Raw genomic sequence first — 26,177 nt, forward strand, 5'->3', positions numbered from 1 at the left:
ATGGTTGTCGGAGACATCTCGACTGGGACGGACGTCGCGGTCGTTGGCGCTGGCCCCGGTGGCTACGTGGCGGCGATCCGCGCGGGACAGCTCGGCCTCGACGTGACGCTCGTCGAGAAGGACGCCTACGGCGGCACCTGCTTGAACTACGGCTGCATCCCGTCGAAGGCGATGATCACGGCGTCGGGCGTCGCCCACGAGGCGGGCCACGCCGAGGAGATGGGCGTGTACGCCGACCCCGACGTGGACGTGGCGGAGATGGTCGACTGGAAGGACGGCGTCGTCGACCAGCTCACGGGCGGCGTGGAGAAGCTCTGCAAGGCCAACGGCGTGAACCTCATCGAGGGGCGCGCGGAGTTCGCGGGCAGCGACAAGCTGCGGGTCGTGCACGGCGGCGACGGCCAGGGCTCGGAGACCATCGAGTACGAGCACGCCATCGTGTCGACGGGCTCTCGGCCCATCGAGGTGCCGGGCTTCGACTTCGGCGACGACCCCGTGTTGGATTCGCGGCAGGCGCTGGCGATGGCGGAGCTGCCGGCGTCGATGGTGATCGTCGGCGGCGGCTACATCGGCATGGAGCTGTCGACGGTGTTCGCGAAGCTCGGCGTGGACGTGACCGTCGTGGAGATGCTGGATGGCATCCTGCCACAGTACGGCGACGACATCGCGCGCCCCGTGAGACAGCGCGCCGAGGAACTCGGCATCGACTTCCACTTCGGCCTCGCGGCCGACAGCTGGACGGACACCGACGACGGTATCGTGGTCACCGCCGCCGACGAGGACGGCGAGGAGACCGAGTTCGAGACCGAGAAGGTGCTCGTGGCGGTCGGCCGCCAGCCGGTCACCGACACGCTGAACCTGGACGCCGTCGGCCTCGAACCGAACGACGACGGCCGCCTGGAGACCGACCACGAGGCCCGCACCGACGTCGAGAACGTCTTCGCGATCGGCGACGTCGCGCCCGGCCCGATGCTCGCGCACAAGGCCAGCAAGGAGGGCGAGGTCGCCGCGGAAGTCATCGCGGGCGAGCCGGCGGCCCTGGACTACCAGGCTGTGCCGGCGGCGGTGTTCACCGACCCCGAGATCGGGACCGTCGGGCTCACCGAGGACGACGCCGCCGCGCAGGGCTTCGACCCGGTCGTCGGGACGTTCCCGTTCAACGCCAGCGGGCGCGCGCTCACCACGGGCCACGACGACGGCTTCGTGGAGGTCGTCGCCGACGAGGAGTCGGGGTTCCTGCTGGGCGCACAGATCGTCGGCCCGGAGGCCAGCGAGCTCGTCGCCGAGCTCGGCCTCGCGATCGAGATGGGGGCCACCCTGGAGGACGTCGCGTCCACCATCCACACGCATCCGACGCTGTCCGAGGCCACGATGGAGGCCGCCGAGCACGCGCTCGGCCACGCCGTCCACACGCTGAACCGGTAACCCACACACCCCCGACGTGTTTTTCCCGTCGCCGTGGGTATCCGCGGACATGGATACGGTGACGCTGGGGCCGTCGGGGACGTACTCACACCGCGCCGCGAGCGCTGTTTCTGCCGGCGACGTGTCGTTCATGGAGTCCGTGCGCGACATCGTCGATGCGGTTGCAGTGGGTGACGCCGACCGCGGCGTCGTGCCCATCGAGAACAGCATCCAGGGGTCGGTGACCGAAACGCTCGACGCGCTCGCGGACACCGACGGCCTGGCGGTCGTCCGGGAGGTGGTGACGCCGATCCGGCACGCGCTGCTCGCCCAGGACGACGGGTTCGACGCGGTCGCCAGCCACGCGCAGGCGCTCGCGCAGTGTCGGGAGTACCTCGACGCCACCCATCCGGCGGTCGACCGCCGGGCCGTCGCGTCGACCGCGCGCGGCGTCGGGGTGGCGCGCAACGACGAGACCACGGCCGCGATCGCGCACCCGGACTCCGCCGACGGCACGGACCTTGACGTGCATGGCTCCGGGATTCAGGATCGCGCCAGCAACGAGACGCGGTTTTTCGTGGTGGGGCCGGCGCGCGAGCGCACGCCGGCCGGCGGGAAGTCCTCGATCATCGTCTACCCGAACGCGAACCACCCCGGGCTGCTGTTGGAGCTGCTGGAGCCGTTCGCCGACCGCAACATCAACCTGTCGCGGGTCGAATCCCGGCCGTCGGGGGAGCGGCTGGGCGACTACGTCTTCCACGTGGACATCGCGAGCGGGTGTTACGAGGAGCGCACCCGGAACGCGGTCGCGGACGTGGCGGAGATCGCGGCAGCCGGCTGGGTGCGGCGGCTGGGGTCGTACGACACCGAGCACGTGGCGTGAGTGTCAGTCGTCGGCTTCGTCGACGTGGATCGCCGGCCGCCCCGGTTCGGCCTTGTTCGCGACGCTGTCGGCGGCGTCTTCGGCGGCGAGCACGCGCACCGGCGCGTCGAACTCTGCTTCGAGCAGCCACACGGCGCGCCCGAGCGCGTCGCGTTCGCCGTCCGGTCCGAGCACGTCCGGGAACGCGGGCGCTTGGGCGGCCAGGTCCTTGGCGTAGTCGGCGGCGTCCTCGCCGTGCTGCTGGAGGGACTGGTCGCTCATCACGGAGCCGACGACGTTCCCGTCGGCGGCTTTCGCGCGGGCGAGCACGTCGTACATCCACTCGGGGGCCGTGACGACGTCGACGCCGGTGGGGTTCTCGATGCCCGCGGTGTCGACGATGTCGCGGACGTCCTCGCGGGTCTGCTCGATCAGGCTGGTCGCGCGGTCGTGGTCGCTGACGTCGCGGTCGGGGGTGGGCCACGCGGCCTCGGCGACGAACCCGTCGCCGCCCAGCGCCGTCCAACACTCCTCGGCGACGTGGGGAGCGATGGGCGCAAGCAGCTTCACGGCGGCCGTGACGCCGCGCGCGACGACCGCGGGCGCGGCGTCGTCGCGGTCCCGGTACCGCACCAGCAGCGACACCAGCTCGTCGACCGCCTGCACGGCGCGGTTGAACTCCATGTCGTCGAAGTGCGTGGTGGCGGCCTGAACGGTCGCGGCGGTCTCGCGGGCGACGTACTCGGCGGCGGGATCGAGGTCACCGTCGGCGGTCGCGTCGGCGTCGACCGCCCGCGCCATCGAGAGCAAGCGCTCAAGGAAGGTGTGACTAGAGCGAACGCCCTCCTCGCTCCACGGGAAGTCCTTTGACGGGCGGGCCGCGCGCAGCGTGAACAGCCGCGCGGTGTCGGCGCCGTACTCGTCGACGATGCGCTCGGGGGCGACGCCGTTGTCCTTGGATTTGGACATCTTCGTGCCGTCCTCGCCCAACACCATGCCCTGTGTGGTCAGGCCGGCGAACGGCTCGCGGTGCTCAAGCATGTCGAGGTCCGCGAACGCCTTCGTCACGAACCGCGAGTACAGCAGATGCATGACGGCGTGCTCGTCGCCGCCGACGTACTCGTCGACGGGCAGCCAGTCGTTGGCGCGCTGGGTGTCGAAGGGCGCGTCGTCGAACGCCGGGGAAGCGAACCGCAGGAAGTACCACGAGGAGTCCAGGAACGTGTCCATCGTGTCGGTCTCTCGGACGGCGGGCGCGCCGCAGTCGGGGCACGTGGTCTGCTTCCAGTCCTCGGCGGCGTCGAGCGGGTTCCCAGTGGTGTGGACGAACTCCGGGAGCTCCACGGGCAGGTCGTCGTCGGGGACGGAGACCGGCCCACACGACTCGCAGTGAACGATCGGGATCGGGGTGCCCCAGTAGCGCTGCCGGGAGACCCCCCAGTCGCGGAGCTGATACTGGACGGCGGACGCGGCGCCGTCGATGTCCGCGGTCAGCTCCTCACGGGCGGTTTCGCTGTCCAGGCCCGTGTAGTCGCCGGCATTGACGAGCACGCCGTCCGCGGTGTAGGCGGCGGCCTCGACGTCGGCGTCCTCGTCGCCCGCGGGCGCGACGACCTGCCGAACCGGGAGGTCGTGGGCCTGGGCGAACTCGTGGTCGCGGTCGTCGTGGGCGGGCACCGCCATCAGCGCGCCGGTGCCGACGTCGGACAGCACGAAGTCCGCGACGACGACGGGGATCTCCGCACCCGTCGCGGGGTTCGTGGCGGTGAACTCCGTCTCGACGCCCTGTGGCTCGTCGCCGTCGGGATCGGCGACCTCCTCGACGAAGTGTGCCACGTCGTCGTCGCGGTCGGCCGCGGCCTCCGCCAGCGGGTGATCCGGTGCCAGCGCGAAATACGTCGCGCCGTGGATGGTATCCACCCGCGTCGTGAACGCCACCACGTCCTCGTCGCCGTCGGGCGTGTGCACGGTGAACGGTACTTCGACGCCGTCCGTGCGGCCGACCCAGTTGCGCTGCATGTCCCGGACGTTCGACGGCCAGCCGTCCAACTCGTCGAGGCCATCGAGCAGTTCGTCGGCGTACGCGGTGGTCTCGAAGAACCACTGGTCGAGGTCGCGCTCGGTGACCGGCGTGTCACACCGCCAGCACAGCTCGTCGTCGCCCTCGACTTGCTCGTCTGCCAGCACCGTCTCACAGGACGGACACCAGTTCACCGTGGCGGCCCGGCGGTCCACGAGCCCGGCGTCGCGGAACTCGGTGAACAGCCACTGGTTCCACTTGTAGTAGTCGGGGTCACAGGTGGTGATCTCGCGCTCCCAGTCGTAGCCAAAGCCCAGCGCCTCGAACTGGTCGCGCATCTGGTCGATGCAGCGCTCGGTCCACTCCCGGGGGTTGGTGTCGCGCTCGTTGGCGGCGTTCTCCGCGGGCAGCCCGAACGAATCCCAGCCCATCGGATGCAACACGTCCTCACCGTCCATCCGGCGGTAGCGGGCGAACGCGTCGGTGATGGCGTAGTTCCGCACGTGGCCCATGTGGAGCTGGCCGGACGTGTACGGGAACATCGCCAACACGTACTCCGGGTCGTCGGCGTCGTCGGGCACCCGGAAGACGTCGGCGTCGTCCCACTCGCGTTGCCAGTGTTGCTCGATGGCGTGGTGGTCGTAGGTGGCTTGCTCTCCCATGTGTCTCTCTTGGCGGACACTGCGTGACCGACCGACAAATGCCTTTCAGTACGGCAGTCCCCCCGACTCGGGCACGAGCGACCGCCCACCGTGCGGGTGATGGGTGTCGAAGTAGCGCAGCAAAACGCCGCTAGACGCCGAGCAGATCGAACTCGTAGCCGTTGTCGTGCTCGCTGGCGTGCTCGTAGACGACGTGGGCGGCGGCGACGTCCTGGATCGCAAGCCCCGTCGAATCGAAGACGGTGACGCCGTCGCTGTCGGTGCGGCCGTCGGCGTTCCCGACGACGATTTCACCGATCTCGGCGTCGATGTCGTCGTCCGCAAGCGTGTCCTCGTGGTACGGGACGTTGATCTCCCCGGAGTGGGTGGTCTGGGCGTGGTCGTCGATGACGAGCGTGCCGGCAAGCAGGATGTCGTCGGCGAGCTCGTGTTTCCCTTCGGCGTCGGCACCCATGGCGTTGATGTGCGTGTGGTCGCCGACGTCCTCGGCGGTCACGATGGGGTCCTCGACGGGCGTGACCGTCGAGAGGATGTCGCAGTGGCCGGCCTCGCTGATGGAGCCACCGCGCACGTCGAAGCGGTCCGAGAAGTGATCGACGTACTGCTGGACGGCGTCGTCGCTGACGTCGCTGACGACGACCTCCTCGATGTCCCGGATCTTCGAGATGGCCTCCAGTTGGGTGTACGCCTGCACGCCGGCACCGACGACGCCGAACGAACTGGCGTCCGCGACGGCGAGGTGGTCAGTGGCGACCGCGGCCGCCGCGCCCGTGCGCTTCATCGTGAGTTCGGTGCCGTCCATGAGCGCCAGCGGGAACGCGGTCTCGGGGTCGGAGTAAACCATCGTGCCCATGACCGTCGGGAGGTCGTGGTCCGCGGGGTTGTCGGGGTGGACGTTCACCCACTTGATGCCGGCGGCGTCCCAGTCGCCGGCGTCCATGTACGCGGGCATCGAGCGGAAGTCGCCGTTGTACTGGGGGAGGTCGACGTAGGACTTCGCGGGCATCTGGGCGTCGCCCGTCTCGTAGGCGGCGAACGCGTCCTCGATGGCCGAAATGAGGTCCGCCATCGGGGTGTTCTCGTCCACGTCGTCCTTGTTGAGTAGCAGCGTCTCCATACACGCGATCATGTCGCGTGACACTTAGACCCTCCTTTTACTGGCTGAACACGCCGAAATGGTTGAATTGAACACAGTTGTGGCGGCGCTGCCGCTGGGCGGTGGGGCGTCGAAAGAAACGTGTCGGATGGTGAGCGAGCGGTGCAGACTGGCTGGAGTGGTGTCGTGTGGCCGAGCTTACATCGCGCCGCCCATGCCACCCATACCGCCCATGCCGCCCATGCCGCCGCCCATGCCGCCAGGGCCGCCAGCGGGGCCGTCGTCGCCGTCGTCGTCGCCGACCTGGCCGCCGGCCAGGTCGCCCGCGGCGATGACGTCGTCGATGCGCAGGATCATCGTCGCCGCCTCGGTGGCGGACTCGATGGCCTGCGTTTTCACGCGCAGCGGCTCGACGATGCCCTCGGACTCCATGTCGATGACGTCGCCGTTGTAGGCGTCGAGGCCCGCTTCGGTGTCGCCGCCGTCGTGCTGACTGCGGAGATCGACCAGGGAGTCGATCGGGTCGTGGCCCGCGTTCTCGGCGAGGGTGCGCGGGATGACTTCGAGCGCGTCCGCGAACGCTTCGACGGCGAGCTGTTCGCGCCCACCGACGGAGTCCGCGAAGTCCCGAAGCTGCATCGCGAGCTCGGTCTCCGGGGCGCCGCCGCCGGGCATGACCTGGCCGTCTTCGAGAGTGACGCGCACGACGCCGAGGGAGTCCTCGATGGCGCGTTCGACCTCATCGACGACGTGCTCGGTCCCGCCGCGGAGGATGAGGGTGACGCTTTTGGCTTCCTCGACGTCCTCGACGAAGATGCGCTCGTCGCCGCCGATGTCCTTCTGGGCGACGCTGCCGGCTGCGCCGAGGTCCGCGGCCTCGATGTCGTTGACGTTCGAGACCGGGGTTGCGCCCGTGGCGCGGGAGAGTCGCGTGAAGTCGTCGGATTTCGCGCGACGGACCGCGAGGATGCCCTCCTTGGCGAGGTAATGCTGGGCCATGTCGTCGATGCCGGAGTCGGCGAAGACGACGTTGGCGCCGGCGTCCTTGAGCGCGTCGACCATCTCTTTGAGCTGCTCTTCTTCCTGGTCGAGGAAGTTCTGGAGCTGGTCGGGGTCGGTGACGTTGACCTCGGTGTCGATCTCGGTCTCCTGAACCTCCAGGCCGTCGTCGACGAGCGCGATGTTGGCGTCCTCGACGGCGTACGGCATGTTCTCGCTGACGCGTTCCTTGTCGACGATGACGCCTTCGATGAGCTCGGAGTTCTCGATTGCGCCGCCGGTGACCTTCTCGACTTTGACGTTGTCCGTGTCGACGTCGTTGTCGTCGGCGACCGACTGAACGGCGCGCACGACGAGATCCGAGAGGACGCCCTTGGCGTTCTCCGCGCCCTTGCCGGTCATCGCGGTCGCGGCGATCTTCTCGAGGGTCTCCGTGTCGTCGGCGGAGACGTCGATCGCGGCGTCGTCGAGCAGCTCCTTGGCTTTCTCGGCGGCCTGTCGGTACCCCTGTGCGAGCGTGGTGGCGTGGATGTCCTGCTCGAGGAGGGTTTCGGCCTCGGAGAGCAGCTCGCCGGAGACGACGACCGATGTCGTGGTTCCGTCGCCGACCTCGGTCTCCTGTGTTTCGGCGACTTCGACGATCATGTTGGCCGCCGGGTGCTCGATGTCCATCTCCTTGAGGATGGTGACGCCGTCGTTGGTGACGACGACTTCGCCCGAGGAGTCAACGAGCATCTTGTCCATGCCTTTCGGGCCGAGCGTGGTGCGAACGGATTCGGCGACGGCCTTGCCGGCGGTGATGTTCATCGACTGTGCGTCCTCGCCTGAGGTGCGCTGACTGTCCTCGGAGAGTACAATCAGCGGCTGGTTACCCATCTGCTGCGCCATAATCACTCTTTGATTGAATGCGATTCTATTTAAAACTTGTGTGCCAAGTAGTACCATGTGTGGCGAGCAGGCCCGAACCGCCGCCCCACGGCCGAGCTCGAAACCCCTCCCCGGCTACTTATGTACGTGAATTGCTGTCACAGAAAACCACCGGTGTCGCCACACGCTCCGAAGCGGCGTTACCCGGGGAACTCGTGGTACTCCATGCCCTGCTGTTTCAGCTCCTCGCTGCGCTTGCGTTCGAGGAACGAGTACACCGACCCGTGGGGTGCCCCGTCGAGCAGCATCTCCGCCGCCGACCGCGCCACGTCAACCTCGGAGGGCTGGCCGATGACGCCGAACGTCGACCCGTAGATGACAACGGACGCACCGGTGAGTTCCTCCATCAGCTCCCGTGTGCGGCCGTTCTCCCCGATGAGTCGGCCCTTCTTCCGGCGGAGGTCGTTGTCGTTGCGGGCGGCGCGCCCGATGTCGATGGTGTCGAACATCCGCATGTCGTCGTCCAGCAGCGTCAGCGCCTCGTCGGGCTTGAACCCGCGGCCGATGGCCTGCACGATCTCCGGTGCCTGCATCCCCCGCACGGGGTCGCCCGTGCGCTCGATGGCGACCGCACCGTCCTGGGAGTCGACATCGATGTCGACCTCGGCGGCGGCCTCGATGCGGCGCAGCGTCTCGCCCCCGTCGCCGATGAGCACCCCGATCCGGTCGGTCGGAATCTTCACGTGTTTCATGCTGCAGTCTATTTGTCGCTCGCGTAAAAGCCTTCGTCACCTGCGTCAGTCGGTCTGCGCCCGATCCACGGCAGTGACGGCGAGGTCGTCGGTGACGGTCACCCGGAGGCGCTCGTCGTCGAGTCTGACCTCGACGGTCGCGCGGTCGCCCGCCGCTCCGTCGACCCACTCGGCGTCCGCCAGCCAGTCGAGGTGCCACAGCGCGGTGTCCCGCACGCTCCGGTCGTGGTCGTCGTAGAACGACAGCACTGCGGGGTGGTCGACGGCGACCCACGCCGCCAGCCCGGAGAAGGAAATGCCACAGCGCTCGCAGTTCACGACGGCCTGCGGGCCGTAGTCGTTCTCCGCCAGATGACCCGCCGTCGGGCCGCTGCAGGTCGGACAGAAGCCGTCGAGGAGCGACCGGGACGTCGTTCGCACGTAGCCGTCGATGGCGGCCGCGAGGTCGTCCTCCCGACCGTCGACGAACGCCGGCGGGACCCCGGTCTGGATGATCGTCACCTCACAGTCCGTGCAGTCGACCTTCCCGACCTGGTCCTCGTAGACGGCTTCGAGGTCACTGCCGCAGAGGACACACGTTCCGTCGACGGACTGAGGGCCGACCATGCCGCCGGTCTCCGTGTACACTCCCGAGTGCAGGCTGCCGACGAGCTTCCGACCGGCGAACCGAAGGTCGTAGCCGTCCTCGGTCTGCTCCACGAACAGTCCGCGGAGCTCGCCGAGGTGGTAGTTGAACCGCCCCGAGTCCTGGACATCGACACGCTCGCGCAGTTCGGAAAAGGAGAGTGGGTCGTCGGCGTCCCAGAGCTCGCGGAGGATGCGCACGCGGAGTTCGTCCGCGACCGCCGAGAAGGCCGCCTCTGCGTCGTCGGTCATAGCCGAGTGGACGGCGAGGGGGAACTTAGGCTTGGGCCTAGTCGAGCGTGTCGATGTCGCCGACTGGCGGGAGCGTGCGGAGCGCGGGGACGGCCAGCCAGTACGCGGCGAGCAGGAGCGCCGCGCCGGCGAGCACGTAGATGGCGGCGACTGGACCGAACGCGCCCGCGACGGCACCGCCCGCGAGCGTGCCGAACGGGATGGCGAACTGGGAGGCGGACCCGACCAGGCTGGACACGCGGCCGAGCTTGGACTCGGGAACGGCGGCCTGCACGACTGACGAGAGGAGGACGTTTCCGACGCCGACGGGGATGAACGCGAGGGCGAACAGCGCAACCACGACGAGGAGAGGTGCGCCAGCGGTGGCGGCGACTGCGGCGGCGGCGACGAGTGTGCCGTTGACCGCGAACACGGCGACGTTCAGTTTCCCGAACGGAAGGTGGTCGAGGCGCGACGCGACGAGTGCGCCGCCGAGGTTCCCGGCGGCGAAGCCCGCCATCAGGGTGCCGTAGGCGCCCGCGCCGCCGACGGTGTCCGCGAACGCGGGCAGCGACGCCATGGTCGCGCCGGAGGCGAAGTTGACGACCGCGGCCCCGGCGAGCACGAGCACGAGGAAGGACCCTCGGAGGACGGTGAGGCCAGCGCGGAGGTCCGCGAGGTATCCGTCGGGAGCGGTGCCAGTGGTTGCATCGTCGACGGTCCCGGTGGCCGCGTCGTCGTCAGCCGACGACTCACCGCCGTCGGTGGCGGCCACGTCAGCGGGCGGGTCGCCCGCACCGTCGGTGCCGGCGGTCGGCTGCTCGTCGGCGGCGACCGGGATGTGCACGCCGGCGAAGAGGAGCGCGGCGGCGACGAACGTGAGCGAGTCGACGGCGTACAGCGCGACGGCACCGGCGAGCGCGACGACAGCGCCAGCGGCGGCGTTGAACACGAGGTCAACACCTTGGTAAGCGAGGCTGAACGCGGAGTTGGCGTCCACGAGGTCCGCCTGGTCGACGATGCGCGGGAGGGCGGCGCTCTGCGCGGGATAGACAAGCTGGTTGGCGAGCGCGAGCAGCGGCATCACCGCGAGCACGACCCATACGGAGAGGTGGCCGGTGTAGGCGGCCAGCGGGATGGCGAGCACGAGCACAGCTTGGAATGCCTGGGTGCCAATGAGGACGCGACGGAGCGGCCAGCGGTCGACGAGCGGTCCGAAGAGGAACTGGAGTGCGCTCGGCCCCATGGTGAGGAAGCCGGCGACCCCCGAGTAGAATGGGTCGTGGGTGAGCTCCCAGACGAGCCACATCGCGGCGACGTAGTAGAGGCTGTCCCCGGCGTTCGTGACGAGGCGGCCGGTGAACAGTCGACGGAAGTTCGTGTCGGTGAGCAAGTGGCGCATGCACTGTCACAGGCCGGATGTCGACATAAGTGATTCCAGAATGATGGTTCTGTCCGGTTCGGGACAGAAGTTCGGTTCTGTCAGTACCCGAACCCGACCGCGTCGCGGGCGCGCTGGCGCTCGTCGTCGGTGAGCCGGAACGCGTCGAGTGCCTCGGTGACATCGCCGAGTGCCGCGCGCCGCCGCTGGTGGGCCGCGAGGAACTCGGTGATGCGGTCGGCGGCGAGGTCTTTCAACTCCCCGGAGAGCAGGTTCCCGGCCCGGTACTCGCGCTCGATGCGCGCGAGTTCGGCGTCGTCGGGCTCGAAGAACGCCGAGAGGTACTGGAAGGGCACGTCCTCCGCGGGGACGCCGCCCTTCGCCCGGTGTTCCTCGACGCTCGCGCGGCCGCCGGTGTAGGCGTGCGTGCGAACCTTCTCGCGGACCGTGTCGGGGCTGTCTGTGAGACGAATCGAGACGCCCGCCGAGCTGCTCATCTTCCCGGGGCCCGCCAGCGACGGCAGGAACTGCATCAGGAGCGCCCCGGGCTTCCGGACCGGGTAGCGGGCTTTCGCAGCGACATCCCGGCTCACCCGCACGTGGGGGTCCTGGTCGACGGCGATGGGGACCAGCGTCTCGTGTTCGCCGTGGACGAGCTGCGGGAGCAGGAGGTGGGCGGTCTGGACGGCCGGGTAGAACGCCTGCCCGACGTTGTCCGGCTCGCCGTAGACGTTCTGGAGCGTCGCGTGCCGCACGTCCCCCGCGAACGCGGTCGCCAGCGGGTAGAGCACGTCCGCGTCCCGCGTGTCGACGACGATGCGCGTCAACTCGGGGTCGAACCCGACCGCGAGCAGGTCACGGAGGTTCGCTCGCAGATAGTCGCCCGTCTCCGCGGGCGTCTGGTCTTTGAACCAGTACTTCTCGTCGTCGGAGAGCGGAACGTAGACCCGGGCGCCGAACTCGTCCTGCAGGCGTCTCGCGAAGTAGAACACCATTGCGTGTCCGAGGTGCATCGGCCCCGACGGCCCGACGCCGGTGACGATGGACTGTTTACCGGCCGTCAGGAAGTCGTCGACGTCCCGGCCGGCGTAGAACAGCCCCCGGTTCACCAGTGGGTGGTCGGGGAACCGGGCGCGCTGGTCGTCGGTCAGTTCGTCGGCGCCGAAGCGAGCGAGCAGTTTCTCGTAGTCGAGGTCGTCGCTCTCGACGGCGTACGGCGTCACGTCGTTTCCGTCGGCTGTCATGTGTGTTGGTGTGGGTGCGTGGCTGGTGGTCGACGCGCAGTACGGGAGAACGGCGGGACCGGAGTGAGCCACGCCCCCGACCCGGGCGGGTGACGCCCGTCAGGCCGCGGCGGCGAAACTGTCCGCTCCCCGGACGCGCCAGCGCCAGCCACAGGGAGCAGACTGCATACGCGTGAGTGCGGCGACCACGTTCAAAACAGTTTCTGTCCGGTCCGTTCAGGCGTCGTCGGCGTCGCTGCCCCGGTCGAGACTCCCCTCGGTGCCGTCGCGGTCGCCCGCCGCCGTGTCCGCCTCGGCGCGCGGGGTCGCGTGCTCGTGGACGTACGACAGCAGGTCGTCGGGGTCGGCGTCCGCGCCCTGCCGCGCGAAGAAGTTCGCGACGTTCCGGCAGTCCCGTTCGAGGAAGGTCGCGCTGTTGGGGTGGTGAATGGTCACCGCCTGGCCCACGTCGATGACGACCAGTTCGCCCTCGTAGACCACAACGTTGTACTCCGAGAGGTCGCCGTGCACGAGGCCGGCGTCGTACAGCCGGCGCACGTACTCGCGGACGACCTCGTAGGCCATCTGGGGGTTCTCGATGTCCACGTCGCTGAGCGTCGGCGCGGCGTCGCCCTCGCGGCCGATGAGCTCCATCACCAGCACGTTGCGCTGGACCGCCAGCGGCGCCGGCACCCGCACGCCGGCCGCCTTCGCGCGGCGCAGGTTCGAGAACTCCTTGCGCGTCCAGGACAGCACGACCGCCTTCTTGTCGCCGCGCAACCCCTCGAAGCGCGGGTCGCCCTCCAGGTACGCCCGCATCTGCTGGAAGTTCGACGCGTTGATTCGGTAGACTTTCAGCGCCACGTCGCCGCCCTCGGCGTCCAACGCCTCGTAGACGTTGGCCTCCTTGCCCGTGGAAATGGGGCCGCCCATCGCGCCCACGTGGTCGTCCTCGACGAGCTTGTAGATGGCCGCGTACGTCGCGTCGTCGAACGCCCCGTCGTCGAGCTTGAACTGCTCGGTGTCCTTCAGGCGCTTGCGGAACTCCGCGAACTCGCGGTCTTTCGTGCGCGCGATCTTGTCGGCTTCCGTGTCCCTGACGTCGATTTCCTCGAACTCGTCGCCGGGCGCGCCCGCCGTCTCCTCGGTCAATCCGTACTCGTCGTCGGTCACTGCCGGCCCACCGCAATCATTCGATGTGCCCTTCCTCGCGGAGCTGGTCGGCGTCGCTTTTCTCGTAGCGCCACGTCACGTCGGCCTTGTCGTCCTGCCAGTCCCAGGGCTCCACGAGCACGATGTCGTCCTCGCGGATCCAGATGCGCTTTTGCATCCGGCCGGGGATGCGCGCCGTCCGCTCCTCGCCGTCCGCACACCGCACCTGCACGCGGTTCGCGCCGAGCATGTCCGTGACCTCCGCGAACACCTCGTCGTCCTCGGGCATTCGCAAGTTCTTGCGTCCGCCGCCGTCGTCGCTCATACGCCGCGGTTGAACAGCGAACTGTTTAAACCCCACCACTCCACGGCACTCGACCGCCGACCAGCAGGCTTACTACGGCCGCTGAGCGTGCCTGCGATATGTTCGACAAACTCGGGCTGTCGGGAGTCTTCGGACTGGTGTTGATGGTCGTCGGCGTCGCCGTCGTCGCGTGGAAAGCGCCGGTCGTCGCCGCTGGCCTCACGGCTGTCCTCGTCGGCCTCGCGCTCGTCGCCCGTGGCGCCATCCAGTCCGTCATGGGCGTGTTCGGGATGGCGTAATCGCGTCCACAACACGCAGCGGGAACGCAGGCCCGCGGCAGGACGCGAAGGTAGTTGTCGGCGACCCGCTCCGTCCCGGCCACCTTGCCGTGCTCGTCCAGCGCCACGCGGAGCGCCGTCTCGGCATCCCCGGTGGCGTCGTTACTCGCCGCGGATCTCTCGGAGCCGCTGCCGCCCTGGCTCGATGAGTTCGTCCAGGGCGGCGGCGAGCGCGCCCTTCGCGTCCGCCGGGTGGAGCTCCCCCGACTCCAGGTCGTCGGCGAGGTCCTCGTAGGACTCGTAGACGAGGTCGCCGCCGTACTCGTCGGGGCGCTGTACGACGACCTCGTCGAACCGCGGGAAGACGTGGTACTGGAACAGCTCCAGCACCGGGTTGACCGTCTCGCCCTCGGGGTCGCGGGTCTGGGGGCAGAACGCCCCGGTGACCTTCTCCTCGATGTCCGCCGTGGAATCCTCCATCGAGATGGTGACGCCCTCGCTGGAGGACATCTTCCCGTCGCCAGTCCCGAGGTCACCGATGATGGGCGTGTGCAACACCGGGCGCTTCTCGTAACCGACGCTCGGCAGTTCCTCGCGAGCGAGCATGTGGACCTTCCGCTGGTCCATCCCGCCGATGGCGAGGTCCAAATCGAGGTACTCGATGTCCAACGCCTGCATCAGCGGGTAGACGACGTGGCTGACCTTCGGCGTCTCCCCGCTCTGAATCTCGGCCATCGCGCGCTGAGCGCGCTTCAGGGAGGTCTCGACCTGCATCGCGTGCAGGTCGAGTTCGTAGTCCTCGTCGAGCTGGAACGACGACCCGAGGACGAACTCGGTCTGATCCTCGTCGAGGCCGTACGCGAGGAACTGTGCTTTCATCTGGTCGGCGGTCGCCCGGATCTCCTCGAAGCTCCCCTTGTCGTTGAGGTAGGCGTGGACGTCCGCCAGCAGCACCACGACCTCCATCCCCGCGTCCTGGAGGTCCATCAGCTTGTTCGCCGTCAGCAGGTGTCCGAGGTGGAGCACGCCGGAGGGCTCGTAGCCGACGTACACCCGCTTGCCCTCGGGGTCCTCGGCCAGTTCCCGCACCTCCTCCTCGGTCACGACCTCCGCCGTGTTCCGAGTGATGCGCTCGTACGCGTTCATACGCTCGGAGACTCGGGCCGCGGGGTTAAGCGGTGCGGTCGGCCACGCGTCGGCGAAGCGGCCGCCTCACCCCCGGTCCGCGCGGTGCTCGCTGATGATGGAGTCGACCATCGTCTCCTTCTGTTCGCGTTCGCGCTCTTCTTTGCGCTGCGCCCAGTCCTCGATTACGGCCTCGACTTCGGACTCGTTGGCGATGGCGAGTTCGTCGACTTCGCGGATGGTGACGCCGTCGGCGGGGCCGACGGGAATCTCGTGGTCGAACAGCACCTCGTCGGCGGCGTCAGAGAGGCCGCCCGACCGCAGGACGACGCGGGGGTCGAAGCCGGCGAGGAGTTCGGCAGTGCGGCGGCCCGCGCCGGAGGCGTCGCGGAGGTAGACGACATCGCCGCTGGCGATGCCGTACTCGTCGTCGGCCGTCTCGATGGCGTCGACCGTGAACTGGTCGACGGGCTTGACGGCGACGAGATCGCGGCCCTCGCCGCCGACGTCGCCGAGGTTCGAGTGGTCGAGCTTCCAGAGGTCTTTCAGGCGCTCCAGTTTGGCTTCGAGTTCGTCCGCGCGCTCCCGTTGCTCCTCCAGTTCGGTCTCCAGGCGGTCGTTCTCCCACTCCAGTTGGGTGACTTCGCGGCGCTCGCGGGCTTCCTGGCGTTCCTCGCGGCGGGCCTCCGAGAGCTCGTCCTCGTACTCCTCGATCGTGGCGTCTTTCGCGTCGAGTTCGGCGTCGAGATCGGAGACGTGGGCCTGCAGGCGCTCGACCTGGGCTTCGAGGTCTTTGATGCGGCGCTCGTCGTCGGTGAGCTCGCGGGGGTCGTGGGTGGGCTCGTCGGGTTCGGGGTCGTCGGTCTCTTCGAGGTCCGAAAGGACGGCCTGAAGGGGTTCCCCGTCGAGCACCCGCGCTGCCACGTCGCCCTCGTCGAGGGTCGGCGGCGTCTCCCGGGTGGCGCGCTCGATGGTTTCTCGGTAGTGGTCGTAGGCGTACAGCGCGGCCGCCATCGCGTCCCGCTGGTGGTCGTCGTCGTAGCCCTCCTCGCGGGTGCGGTGTTGTTTCTCGTCGACCGGGAGGTCGGTGTCCGGGTCCCACGTCGGTGCGTCGAAGCTGGCCGCGATCTTCTCGACGGTGTCGGGCATCGGCGTGACGTCGGCGGCCACCAGCGCCGGGCGGCCGTGCTCGATGATCCACTCGATGACATCGCCGGTGTCGGCGGTGCGCGTGCTCATCACGTCGAGCACGTGGCCGTCCAGCCCGACGAGCGCGACGGCCGTCGTGGTCCCCGGGTCGATGCCAACGAGCACGCGGTCCCGGCGGCGCGCCAGCGGCCGGAACTCGATGCCGTCGCGGCGCACGGGCTCGACTTCCACCCGGGTGTCGCCGGCGCGGTGCTCGCTCACGGGGATGTTCTCGGGGCGGGCCTGCACCGTGAACACGGCGTTGGCGTAGCCGCCGTACTTCTCGGTGACCTCCCGGTCGTAGTCGAGACCGGCGTCGTCGAGCGTTGATTCGACGGTGCGGGTTTCCCGCTTGACCGAGCCGTGGATGCGCCGCGTGAAGCGATCCGCGCTCCAGCCACCACCGCCACCCGTGGACCGCCCACGGGCGACCTTGAGCTCGGTTTCGTCGGTGAACGCCGACACCTCGTAGCCGACGTTGTGGGCGGCCAGTCGGGCGGCGGCCTCCGCTTCCTCCATCGCGGGTTTGCCGTACGGGACGCCGTGGCGTTTGGCCACCCTGGAGAGGGGTTCGGGGCGTTCGTCGCCGGTCACCTGCACGAGCGTGGTGGAGTCGGGCAGCCGCCGCAGCAGGTGAACGAGTTGGTCCTTGTCGGCGGCGAGCTCGTACATGTTGTCGGTGGCGACGATGGCGGGCTCGCGGTCGGCCACCAACCGCAACAGCTTCCGGCGCGTGACAACGTCGCGCTCGACGGTCTCGCCGTCAAAGCTCACAAGCGCGTAGGAGGGTGCGTCACCGCGCACGTCACCGCTTTGCACGTCGACGCCGAACACGAGAGCGTCGAGGGCGCTCGTGCGTGTACTCACGCCCGAACGTACGACGTGAGCACGCATAAGTGCACGGCGGCGCGGTCAGTCGGCGTCCGGGAACGGGATTTCGTGGGTCAGGCCGTCGTGGGCGACGAACGCCTCCCCGTCGAAGCCCGACGCGCCCGCACTGATTTCGCTGGCGTCGCCCGCATACCGCGAGGAGACGTGCGTGAGCGCGAGCGCCTTCGCGCCCGCCTCCGTCGCTACGTCCGCGGCCTCGCCGGCCGTCGAGTGGCCCGTCTCGGCGGCGCGCTCGCTGGCGTCGTTGGCGAACGTCGCGTCGTGGATCAGGAGGTCCGCGTCTTCGGCGGCCGACACCACGGGGTCGTGGGGCCGGGTGTCGCCCGTGTAGACGAGTGTGCGGCCCGGCCGCGGGTCGCCCACGACCTGCTCGGGGCTGACAACGGTGCCGTCGTCGAGTTCGACCGGCTGGCCGTCGTGGAGCGTGGAGAACTTGGGGCCGACCGGGACGCCGAGTTCCTCGGCGCGCGCCCGGTCGAAGCGACCCGTCCGGTCGTCCTCCACGAGCGCGTACCCGACGGAGGCGGTGCTGTGCGCCGTCTCGAACGCCCGCACCTCGTAGTCGTCGTGGGAGCGCACGACCGCGCCGGGGGTGGCCTCGGTGATCCGGACCGGATAGCCGACGTCGCCGCCGGCCGAGAACACGAGGTCCTCGATGTCGCCGCGCAGGCCGCGTGGCACGTGGATCGTCAGGGAGTCCGTGCGGTCGTTGAAGTCCCAGGTGTGAACGAGCCCCGGCAGCCCGAAGACGTGGTCGCCGTGGCCGTGCGTGATGAACACGTCGGAAACCCCAAACCCGGTCTTGTACCGCATCATCTGGCGCTGCGTGGCTTCGCCGGCGTCGAAGAGGAACGCGTCGCCGTTGCGGCGCACGAACACGGAACTGGGGTTGCGTTCGGTCGTGGGGACGGCGCCACTCGTCCCGAGGAAGGTGACCTCCAGAGTCATGCCCGAACCTGGGCGGGCCGCGCGCAAAACCTCACCGATGCGGTGGAGGCGCGCCGGCGACCGGCCCTTTCTTTGTGCCGTGGCGGGTAGCAGCGGGTAGCAATGGACGAGCCGCTGTGGATCGACGAGCACGCGCCGTCGCTGGCCGACCTCCCGCAGGCGAGCGTGCGCGACCGGCTCCGGGACGCCGTCGACGAACCCGTGAACCTCGTGATGTACGGGCCGTCGGGCGCGGGGAAGACCGCCGCCGTTCGCGCGCTCGCAGCGGCCGCCCACGACGATCCGGAGACGGATCTCGTGGAGGTGAACGTCGCGGACGTCTTCGGGATGACGAAAACGGAGATCAGCGAGGACCCCCGGTTCGCGTCGTTCATCGACGCCAAGCGCCGCCGGAACTCCTCGAAGGCCGACCTCGTGAACCACGTCCTGAAAGAGACCGCGAGCTACTCGCCGGTTTCGGGCGGCTACAACACCATCCTGCTGGACAACGCCGAGGCCATCCGGGAGGACTTCCAGCAGGCGCTGCGGCGGGTGATGGAGCGCCACCACGAGGCCACGCAGTTCATCATCGCGACCCGCCAGCCGTCGAAGCTGATCCCGCCGATTCACTCGCGGTGTTTCCCCGTCTCAGTGCGCGCGCCGACCGACGACGAGGTCGTCGACGTGCTCCGGGAGATCGTGGCCGCCGAGGGCGTCGACTACGAGCCGGACGGCCTGGAGTTCGTCGCGGGGTACGCGGAGGGCGACCTCCGGGAGGCCGTGTTGGGCGCGCAGACGACCGCCGAGCAGGAGGGCGAGGTGACGATGAACGCCGCCTACGAGGCGCTGCAGGACGTCGGCAGCGACGCCGCCGTGGAGTCGATGCTCGACGACGCCGAGGCCGGCGCGTTCACCGACGCACGGTCGACGCTGGACGACCTGCTGGTGGACGAGGGGATGAGCGGCGGCGAGGTGCTCGATGACCTGCTGGAGGTCGCGCGCTCGCGGTATTCCGGCGACGACGTGGCGGAGCTGTACGCGCTTGCGGGCGACGTGGAGTTCGATCTCACGCGGGGCACCAGCGACCGCGTGCAGCTCGGGCGGCTGCTCGCGGAGCTTGGCCGGTAGGCTTTTATCGGGATGCGGGTTCGGTCAGAGCATGGAGCTTGCGGAGTACTTCGAACGCGCCGGCATCGTTGTCGGGTCGATGTTGATGGTGTCGCTGCCCGCGTCGCTGGTGCTGTGGGTGGTGACCGGCCCGGCGACGCCGTGGTGGGAGACGGTGGCGCAGCTCGCACCCGGCTTCGTGATCGGATGGTGGGTGGCTGTCGGGCGAGCGCCGGTCGAGTACGCGACCGTCTGGTTCACCAGCCTGTTCGGATACCTGCTGGCGTCGGCGGTGATGGCCGCCCTGAACGTCCGCCCGGTCGGTGCCAACCGGGTGTGGGCACTGATCGCGGTCATCGGGTCGCTGGCGGTCGTCGGGCTCGTCGACCACTACCGGTCGTGACTACACCAACACGAGGATGTGGCGGACGAGCGACCGGTGGACGCGGCGCTGGAAGCGTGCGTCGACGGTCCAGCCCGCGGCGGTGGCTTCGGCGCGCCAGTCGCGGTCGGCGACGAGCACGCACCGGCCGGCGGTGACGCGGGCGAGCTCGTCGAGTGCCCCCCCGACCAGGTCGGCGAGGTCGTGGGTGGCGATCTTCGACTGGCGGCCGTAGGGGGCGTCGAGGACGGCGGCGTCGATGCTGTCGGAGGGCAACGGCAGCGCGGTGGCGTCGGCACGCCCCGTGGTGGCGTCATCGACGTAGTGGGTGAGGTTGCGGCGCGCGCCTGCCGCCATTTTCGCCTGGGCGTCCGTGCCGATGGGGTGTGCGCCGAGCAGCCCGGCTTCGATGAGCACGCCGCCGGTGCCACACATCGGATCGAGGACGCGGTCGCCGGGGGTGACGCGGGCGAGGTTGCAGGCCGCGCGCGCCAACAGCGGGTCCATGCTGCCCGGCTGGAAGAACGGGCGGTCGGTGGGTTTGCGGGTGCCGTAGTCGCGGACGGAGTCGGCGACGTGCCACCCCAGAAAGCAGTCGTCGGCGGTGAACAGCGCGCGCAGTTCGTGGTCGGGGGCGTCGAGGTCCACGTCGAAGCCGGCGTCCACGAGGACGGCGCCGAGGTCGCGTTCGGCGCGCTGGGTGTCCACGCCGGTCGTGTGGCGCACGTCGCGGGCGCGCACGGCGACCGACCCCGTGCGGTCGAGGGGCGCGTCCCGGAGCGCGGCGACGGCCGCGGGGACGGTGGCGGCGGCGGTTGTGAGGTGGTCGGCGGCGCGGTGCGTGTACGCTAACCCGGCTAGCGCGTCGGTGTCGAGGCTGCTGGCGGTGGCGACACCGGGCGCGACCACGGTGGCGTCGGGGGCTGCAGTGCGGGCTTCGGCGGCGGCGAACGCGTCGGCGTCGTCCCCGCCGAGTTCGAGCACGAACACGCACGACCTGGACGCCCGCCGGCAATCAGGCTGCCGGTGACGCTGGGTATTTGAGGCACCACTCCCCGGACTACCAATCTTTATAAAGGTTAAATACGTGGTTTAAGTCGAACGATGACCGACCCCAAGGAAACCATCAACATTGAAAACGTGGTCGCCTCCACCGGCATCGGGCAGGAGCTCGATCTCCAGAGCGTGGCGATGGACCTCGAGGGCGCTGACTACGACCCCGAGCAGTTCCCCGGCCTGGTCTACCGCACGCAGGACCCGAAAAGCGCCGCACTCATCTTCCGCTCGGGCAAGATCGTCTGCACGGGCGCGAAATCAACCGACGACGTACACGAGAGCCTCCGCATCGTCTTCGACAAGCTCCGCGAGCTCTCGATCAAGGTCGAAGACGACCCCGAGATCGTCGTCCAGAACATCGTCACGTCCGCTGACCTCGGCCGCCAGCTGAACCTCAACGCCATCGCCATCGGGCTGGGCCTCGAGAACATCGAGTACGAGCCCGAGCAGTTCCCCGGGCTCGTCTACCGTCTCGACGACCCCGAGGTCGTGGCGCTGCTGTTCGGCTCCGGGAAGCTCGTCATCACCGGCGGCAAAGAGCCAAAGGACGCCGAGCACGCCGTCGACAAGATCACGTCCCGGCTCGAGGAGCTGGGGCTCCTCGACTAGGCGGGCATGGTGGCGACCGTCGAACCGGTCGCGGGCACGCCGCTGCAGTATCTCGCCACGTTCGTCGGTGGCTGGCTGCTGTTCGGGTTCACGGCCCACGCGGCCGCGACGTACATCCTCGGGGAGGTCCCCTGGAAGCGTGGCTTCCTCGTCGGCGTCGCGCCGGCCGTGGTGACGCTCGTGCTCGTGCGGTTCAACCCGCTGCTCATCGTCGCCGTCGGGCTGGCTGCCGACGCTGCCGCCGTGCGCGCCGTATACCGGGTTCGCTACCGGACGACGGTGTTCGTCGTGGTGATGCATTACACCGTGTCGCTGGCGGTGGTGTTGCTGGTTGCGAACCTGCTGGCGGTGTTGTCGACGGCGCCCGGCTGACGGTCGCAGCCGGAGAGAACGCGCACCGCGATTTTTACCCATGGGCCGTGCAGTGACGCGCATGGACGAGTACGACCAGCGCGCACTGCGCGCCAGCGTGATGGCGCTTGGCGCGGCGGTGCTCGCGTACGCCGCCACCTACGTCCACCGGCCGGGGCCGGACGTTGCTGCGGTGTTCGGCCTCGGTGCCGTGGTGTCGCTGGCGGCCTACTACATGCTGGGTCGGCCAGCGTCGCTTGCCGACCGGTGGCTCGCGCCGGCCGGCGGGGCCGCCGTTTCGCTGGCCACGACCACCATCGGGGAGATGCGGATCGCGGCGATCGGGCTTGCGGCCGCGGGCGTCGTGGGCACGATGGCCTACCCCGCCGGCGGGACGGCGGTCCGACTCGTGGTCCGCGCGACCCGCCAGGTGGCCGGCGCGGAGGAGTGAGGTCAGTCCACGAGGCGTTCGATTTCGGTGACGAGGATGCCGGACGCGCCGACGGCTTTGAGCTCCGAGATCGCCTCGAAGACGTCGCGCTCGGGGACGACGGCGTGCACCGCAACCGTCCCCGGTTCGTCGACATCGAGCACCGTCGGGCCGCCAAGCCCCGGCAGCACTGCCTTCACGTCGTCGAGGCGGTCGGCGGGCGCGTTCAGCATCACGTAGCGCTTCCCGTGGGCGTCGAGCACGGATCGGAGCGCGGTTTCGACCTGCTGGACTTTGGGGTCGTCGTGGACGTCCTCGTGGGCGAACAGCCGCACTGACGACGACAACACCTCGTCGACGACCTGGAGGCGGTTGACGCGGAGCGTCGTGCCCGTGGACGTGATGTCGACGATGGCGTCGGCCATCTCGACGTGGGGCGTGAGTTCGGTCGCGCCGGTCACCTCCACGATCTCCGGGGTGGCGGTGGTGTCCGCGAAGTACGCGCGGGTGATCGTCGGGAACTCGGTGGCGACGGTCGCCCCGTCGAGGTCGGCGGGGGCGGTGACGTCGCCGTCCTCGGGGGCGGCAAGCACCAGTCGGCACGACCCGTAGTTGAGATCGAGGCGCTCCTCGACGCAGTCGACGCCGGACTCCCGGAGTTGGTCGTGGCCCGTGATCCCCGCGTCCGCCGCGCCGTCGGCGACGTACTCGGGGATGTCGGCGGCGCGCGCGTACAGCACCGTGAGCGCCGGGTCGACGGTGTCGGCGTACAGTTGGCGGTCGGCGCCGTCTTCGACGCCGATGCCGGCGCGGTCGAGCAGCGCCAGGGTCGGGTCGTGGAGGCGTCCCTTGTTCGGAACGGCGATGCGCATGCCAGCCGGTTCACCGGGGGTGCGGAACTAGCTTTGGGTGGCGGCGGCGGGGCGGGGTTTGAAGCACGCGGGCGTCCCACCGGAGGGTATGCTAGATCGGACCCGGGAGTACGCGCCCGTCGGGTTGGTACCGCTGGCGTGGGGGTTCACCGCTGCCGCCCACCTCGGATACGTCGGGTCGCACGCGCTGTTCGTCGCCCACGTCGTGATCGTGGGGCTGCTGGTTGCGTTCGGGGCGGTGTCCTGGACGGAGATGGACGCGGGCGCGCTGCGGGCGTGGCGCGGCGTCATCGTTGCGGGCGTCGGCGTGACGCTGCTCGGCGTGGCGTCGTTCCGGGTGCCCGCCGTGCCGGGCGGCGTGTTGCGCGCGGCGACCGTGGTCGGGTGGATGTTGCTCCCCGTGCGGGCGCTGGCCGTGACCGCGCGCCGAACGCCGGCCCCGGGGCTGGCGCGGGTCTACCTCGGCGCGGCCATGGCGTCGGTGGCTGGCGGTGCGGTGACGGTGGTGGGGCTTGCGGCACCGCTGTCGGCGGCGTCGGGGTGGCTCGTGCTGGCGGGCATCGGGGCCGTGGGCGTGGGCCAGACCGCGAGCATCGCGGCGGCCGCCTGGGAGTCGTCGCGTCCCGACAGCTTTTCGCCCGGGTCGGGCGAACACGCGATATGAGCGACACGCTGCGGGTTGCCGGCGGCGCGGTACTGCATCCTGACTTCACCGTGAGCGACGGCGACGTGCTGGTTGATCGGGACGCCGGGGAGATCATCGCGGTCGGGGACACGCCCGCGGGCGACGAGACGGTGGACGCGGCGGGCTGTCTGGTGATGCCGGGGCTGGTGAACGCCCACTGTCACGTGGCGATGACGCTGCTGCGCGGGTACGCCGACGACAAGCAACTGGACGCGTGGCTCCAGGAGGACATCTGGCCGGCGGAGGCGGAGTTGGCGGACGGCGACATCCGCGCGGGGGCCCGGCTCGGGCTCGTGGAGATGATCCGCGCGGGCACGACGGCGTTCGCGGACATGTACTTCGAGGTGCCGGAGGTGGTCGACGCGATCACCGAGGCGGGGCTGCGTGCGCGGGTGGGCCACGGCGTGGTCACCGTCGGGAAGGACGACGCCGACGCGGTCGCGGACAACGAGGAGGCGCTGTCGGTCGCCCGCGAGTTCAACGACGCCGCCGACGGCCGCATCACGAGCGCGTACATGCCCCACAGCCTCACGACGGTCGGCGAGGAGTATCTCCGCGAGTTCGTCGCGGCGGCCCGTGAGGCCGACGTGCCGGTGCATTTCCACGCCAACGAGACCGAGCAGGAGGTCGAGCCGATCGTCGACGAGCACGGCAGCCGTCCCCTGGAGTACGCCGCCGACGTGGGGCTGCTTGCGGAGGATGACTTCCTGGCGCACGGCGTGCACACCACGGCCGGCGAGATCGAGTTGCTCGCGGAGTCGGGGGCAAGCGTCGTGCACTGCCCGGCGTCGAACATGAAGCTGGCGTCCGGGATGGCGCCCGTCCAGGCGATGCGGGAGGCCGGCGTGACCGTTGCGCTCGGGACGGACGGGGCGGCGTCGAACAACGACCTCGACGTGTTCGACGAGCTGCGGGACGCGGCGATGCTGGGGAAGCTACAGACCGGCGCGGCCGACGCCGTGCCGGCCCGGGCGGCCGTCGAGATGGCGACCGCGGGCGGGGCGGCCGCCCTGGGGTTCGACTCGGGGCGCATCGAAGTGGGCGCCAACGCGGACCTCGCGGTCGTGGATTTCGACGCGCCACACCTCACACCGGTCCACGATCACGTCTCGCATCTGGCGTACGCGGCGACCGGCCAGGACGTGCGGCACACGATCTGTGACGGCGCGGTCCTGATGCGGGACCGGGAGGTGCTGCCGTTCGACGAGGCCGCGGTGCGGGAGCAGGCCGCACAGCGCGCGAGCGAGCTGGCAGCGCGCGCCGGCGAGTAGCGCGGCGTGCCTGGTGGTGCCACGGGGACGCGTGTGGCGGCTCCGGTAGCGTTTTGAGGTCGGTGCCCGTGGGTTCTGGTATGACAACTGCACCGGCGATCAGCAGCCGGCTCGATGATCCCGAGTCGGCGCGCGAGACGGGGCGCGCGAAGATCGATTGGGCGTTCGAGCATATGCCGATCCTGTCCGCGCTCCGCGAGGAGTTCGACGCCAACCAGCCGCTGGCCGGCGAAACCATCGGGATGGCGATGCACGTCGAGGCCAAGACGGCGGCGCTGGTCGAGACGATGGCCGACGCCGGGGCCGAGATCGCGATCACGGGCTGCAACCCGTTGTCGACACACGACGGCGTGAGCGCGGCGCTCGACGCCCACGAGTCGATCACCTCGTACGCCGAGCGCGGCGCGGAGGGGGAGGCGTACTACGACGCCATCGACGCCGTGCTGGCCCACGAGCCGACGGTCACGGTCGACGACGGCGGCGACCTCGTGTTCCGTGTACACGAGGACCACCCCGAGCTCATCGACACCATCATCGGCGGCACCGAGGAGACCACCACGGGCGTCCACCGGCTGCGCGCGATGGACGACGACGACGCCCTGGAGTATCCCGTGTTCGCGGTGAACGACACCCCGATGAAGCGGCTGTTCGACAACGTCCACGGCACCGGGGAGTCCGCGCTGGCGAACATCGCCATGACCACGAACCTCTCGTGGGCGGGCAAGGACGTCGTCGTCGCGGGCTACGGGGACTGCGGCCGCGGCGTCGCGAAGAAGGCCGCCGGCCAGAACGCGAACGTCATCGTGACCGAGGTCGAGCCGCGGCGCGCCCTGGAGGCGCACATGGAGGGCTACGACGTGATGCCGATGGCCGAGGCGGCCGAGGTCGGTGACGTGTTCCTCACCACGACCGGGAACAAGAACGTCATCACGCGAGCGCACTTCGAGCGCATGGACGACGGCGTGGTGCTGGCCAACGCCGGCCACTTCGACGTGGAGGTCAACCTCGATCACCTCTCGGAGCTCGCCGTCTCCGAGCGCGAGGCCCGCGAGGGCGTCCGCGAGTACGAGCTGGCCGACGGCCGCCGCCTGAACGTGCTGGCGGAGGGCCGCCTGGTCAACCTCGCGTCGCCCATCGGGTTGGGCCACCCCGTCGGCGTGATGGATCAGAGCTTCGGCGTGCAGGCGGTCTGCGTGCGCGAACTCGTGGCGAACCGCGAGGAGTACGCGGCCGGCGTCCACAACGTGCCCGACGAGCTAGACATCGAGATCGCGGAGATCAAGCTGGCGGCCGAGGGCGTCGAGTACGACGCCCTCACCGACGATCAGGCGGAGTACATGGACTCCTGGCAGCACGGCACGTAAGCCGGCAGCGCCACCGGACTGTGGCACAACGCACTAACCGGCCGGCGGCCTACCGTGGCGCATG

General features: G+C 69.6%; 25 protein-coding genes. 11 read left to right on the plus strand and 14 right to left on the minus strand.

Annotation, left to right across the window (positions count from 1 at the left end; translation table 11 throughout):
* On the plus strand, nt 1-1,425 hold the full coding sequence (gene lpdA, locus JT689_RS10310) for a dihydrolipoyl dehydrogenase (RefSeq protein WP_205251148.1): 1,425 nt from the start codon (nt 1-3) through the stop codon (nt 1,423-1,425).
* Nucleotides 1,426-1,474: 49 nt separating this feature from the next.
* Nucleotides 1,475-2,287 (plus strand): prephenate dehydratase, encoded by an 813-nt coding sequence (pheA, locus tag JT689_RS10315; protein ID WP_205251149.1) that lies wholly within the window; start codon nt 1,475-1,477, stop codon nt 2,285-2,287.
* A gap of 3 nt (nt 2,288-2,290) precedes the next feature.
* Here pheA and leuS read toward each other — a convergent pair whose 3' ends face one another.
* The 9 genes from leuS to eif1A all read right to left on the minus strand — a co-directional run bounded on the left by leuS (nt 2,291) and on the right by eif1A (nt 13,598).
* The gene (gene leuS, locus JT689_RS10320; RefSeq protein ID WP_205251150.1) at nt 2,291-4,948 is read right to left on the minus strand and encodes a leucine--tRNA ligase; all 2,658 of its coding nucleotides are present in this window, start codon (nt 4,946-4,948) and stop codon (nt 2,291-2,293) included.
* Between the two features lie 130 nt (nt 4,949-5,078).
* Entirely contained in the window at nt 5,079-6,065 is a 987-nt protein-coding gene (locus JT689_RS10325) for an ornithine cyclodeaminase family protein (protein WP_205251151.1), read from the minus strand.
* 177 nt (nt 6,066-6,242) lie between these two features.
* Nucleotides 6,243-7,931 (minus strand): thermosome subunit alpha, encoded by a 1,689-nt coding sequence (gene thsA / locus JT689_RS10330; protein WP_012289465.1) that lies wholly within the window; start codon nt 7,929-7,931, stop codon nt 6,243-6,245.
* 179 nt (nt 7,932-8,110) lie between these two features.
* Nucleotides 8,111-8,662, minus strand: a complete 552-nt coding sequence (locus JT689_RS10335; RefSeq protein ID WP_010903653.1) for a KH domain-containing protein — start codon at nt 8,660-8,662, stop codon at nt 8,111-8,113.
* Between the two features lie 45 nt (nt 8,663-8,707).
* Complete coding sequence (locus JT689_RS10340) at nt 8,708-9,538, minus strand: winged helix-turn-helix domain-containing protein (protein ID WP_205251152.1); 831 nt, start codon at nt 9,536-9,538, stop codon at nt 8,708-8,710.
* A 37-nt stretch (nt 9,539-9,575) separates the two neighbouring features.
* On the minus strand, nt 9,576-10,919 hold the full coding sequence (locus JT689_RS10345) for an MFS transporter (protein ID WP_010903655.1): 1,344 nt from the start codon (nt 10,917-10,919) through the stop codon (nt 9,576-9,578).
* A gap of 80 nt (nt 10,920-10,999) precedes the next feature.
* Nucleotides 11,000-12,142, minus strand: a complete 1,143-nt coding sequence (locus JT689_RS10350; RefSeq protein ID WP_205251153.1) for a tryptophan--tRNA ligase — start codon at nt 12,140-12,142, stop codon at nt 11,000-11,002.
* A gap of 216 nt (nt 12,143-12,358) precedes the next feature.
* On the minus strand, nt 12,359-13,294 hold the full coding sequence (rio1, locus tag JT689_RS10355) for a serine/threonine-protein kinase Rio1 (RefSeq protein ID WP_012289466.1): 936 nt from the start codon (nt 13,292-13,294) through the stop codon (nt 12,359-12,361).
* Nucleotides 13,295-13,310: 16 nt separating this feature from the next.
* On the minus strand, nt 13,311-13,598 hold the full coding sequence (eif1A, locus tag JT689_RS10360) for a translation initiation factor eIF-1A (protein ID WP_010903658.1): 288 nt from the start codon (nt 13,596-13,598) through the stop codon (nt 13,311-13,313).
* A 98-nt stretch (nt 13,599-13,696) separates the two neighbouring features.
* On the opposite strand from eif1A, the gene JT689_RS10365 reads away from it, so the two are divergent.
* A complete protein-coding gene (locus tag JT689_RS10365; RefSeq protein WP_012289467.1) occupies nt 13,697-13,876 on the plus strand; it encodes a hypothetical protein in 180 nt (59 codons plus the stop codon).
* Between the two features lie 141 nt (nt 13,877-14,017).
* Here the strand turns inward: JT689_RS10365 and JT689_RS10370 are convergent, their stop codons facing one another.
* From JT689_RS10370 to rnz, 3 genes are all read right to left on the minus strand, one after another.
* Entirely contained in the window at nt 14,018-15,001 is a 984-nt protein-coding gene (locus tag JT689_RS10370; RefSeq protein ID WP_205251154.1) for a tyrosine--tRNA ligase, read from the minus strand.
* A 66-nt stretch (nt 15,002-15,067) separates the two neighbouring features.
* On the minus strand, nt 15,068-17,035 hold the full coding sequence (locus JT689_RS10375; protein ID WP_205251155.1) for a DUF460 domain-containing protein: 1,968 nt from the start codon (nt 17,033-17,035) through the stop codon (nt 15,068-15,070).
* 45 nt (nt 17,036-17,080) lie between these two features.
* Nucleotides 17,081-18,007: a ribonuclease Z gene (gene rnz / locus JT689_RS10380; RefSeq protein WP_205251156.1), complete on the minus strand. Its 927-nt coding sequence runs from the start codon at nt 18,005-18,007 to the stop codon at nt 17,081-17,083.
* A 102-nt stretch (nt 18,008-18,109) separates the two neighbouring features.
* Here rnz and JT689_RS10385 point away from each other — a divergent pair, with 102 nt between their 5' ends.
* Complete coding sequence (locus tag JT689_RS10385; RefSeq protein WP_205251157.1) at nt 18,110-19,114, plus strand: AAA family ATPase; 1,005 nt, start codon at nt 18,110-18,112, stop codon at nt 19,112-19,114.
* 31 nt (nt 19,115-19,145) lie between these two features.
* Nucleotides 19,146-19,496, plus strand: a complete 351-nt coding sequence (locus JT689_RS10390) for a hypothetical protein (protein WP_205251158.1) — start codon at nt 19,146-19,148, stop codon at nt 19,494-19,496.
* On the opposite strand, the gene JT689_RS10395 is transcribed toward JT689_RS10390, so the two are convergent.
* A complete protein-coding gene (locus JT689_RS10395; RefSeq protein WP_205251159.1) occupies nt 19,497-20,465 on the minus strand; it encodes a TIGR01177 family methyltransferase in 969 nt (322 codons plus the stop codon).
* Nucleotides 20,466-20,579: 114 nt separating this feature from the next.
* Between JT689_RS10395 and JT689_RS10400 the strand changes: the two genes are divergently transcribed.
* The 3 genes from JT689_RS10400 (at nt 20,580) to JT689_RS10410 (ending at nt 21,942) form a co-directional block, all read left to right on the plus strand.
* Nucleotides 20,580-21,140, plus strand: coding sequence for a TATA-box-binding protein (locus JT689_RS10400; RefSeq protein WP_010903666.1), 561 nt, complete (start codon nt 20,580-20,582; stop codon nt 21,138-21,140).
* A 6-nt stretch (nt 21,141-21,146) separates the two neighbouring features.
* Nucleotides 21,147-21,512 carry a hypothetical protein gene (locus JT689_RS10405; RefSeq protein ID WP_205251160.1) on the plus strand — a complete coding sequence of 122 codons (366 nt, stop codon included), beginning with the start codon at nt 21,147-21,149 and terminating at the stop codon, nt 21,510-21,512.
* Nucleotides 21,513-21,573: 61 nt separating this feature from the next.
* Nucleotides 21,574-21,942 carry a hypothetical protein gene (locus tag JT689_RS10410; RefSeq protein WP_227970889.1) on the plus strand — a complete coding sequence of 123 codons (369 nt, stop codon included), beginning with the start codon at nt 21,574-21,576 and terminating at the stop codon, nt 21,940-21,942.
* Between the two features lie 2 nt (nt 21,943-21,944).
* Here the strand turns inward: JT689_RS10410 and hisG are convergent, their stop codons facing one another.
* Nucleotides 21,945-22,793 (minus strand): ATP phosphoribosyltransferase, encoded by an 849-nt coding sequence (gene hisG, locus JT689_RS10415; protein WP_136361584.1) that lies wholly within the window; start codon nt 22,791-22,793, stop codon nt 21,945-21,947.
* 88 nt (nt 22,794-22,881) lie between these two features.
* Here hisG and JT689_RS10420 point away from each other — a divergent pair, with 88 nt between their 5' ends.
* From JT689_RS10420 to JT689_RS10430, 3 genes are all read left to right on the plus strand, one after another.
* Nucleotides 22,882-23,457, plus strand: coding sequence for a hypothetical protein (locus tag JT689_RS10420; protein ID WP_010903670.1), 576 nt, complete (start codon nt 22,882-22,884; stop codon nt 23,455-23,457).
* The gene (locus JT689_RS10425; protein ID WP_205251161.1) at nt 23,454-24,749 is read left to right on the plus strand and encodes an amidohydrolase; all 1,296 of its coding nucleotides are present in this window, start codon (nt 23,454-23,456) and stop codon (nt 24,747-24,749) included. The genes JT689_RS10420 and JT689_RS10425 overlap by 4 nt, the downstream gene beginning before the upstream one ends.
* 80 nt (nt 24,750-24,829) lie before the next feature.
* Nucleotides 24,830-26,113, plus strand: coding sequence for an adenosylhomocysteinase (locus tag JT689_RS10430; protein WP_010903672.1), 1,284 nt, complete (start codon nt 24,830-24,832; stop codon nt 26,111-26,113).
* The last annotated feature ends 64 nt before the right edge of the window (nt 26,114-26,177 follow it).

It is taken from the genome of Halobacterium sp. GSL-19 (assembly GCF_016917855.1).
GTDB lineage: Archaea > Halobacteriota > Halobacteria > Halobacteriales > Halobacteriaceae > Halobacterium > Halobacterium salinarum.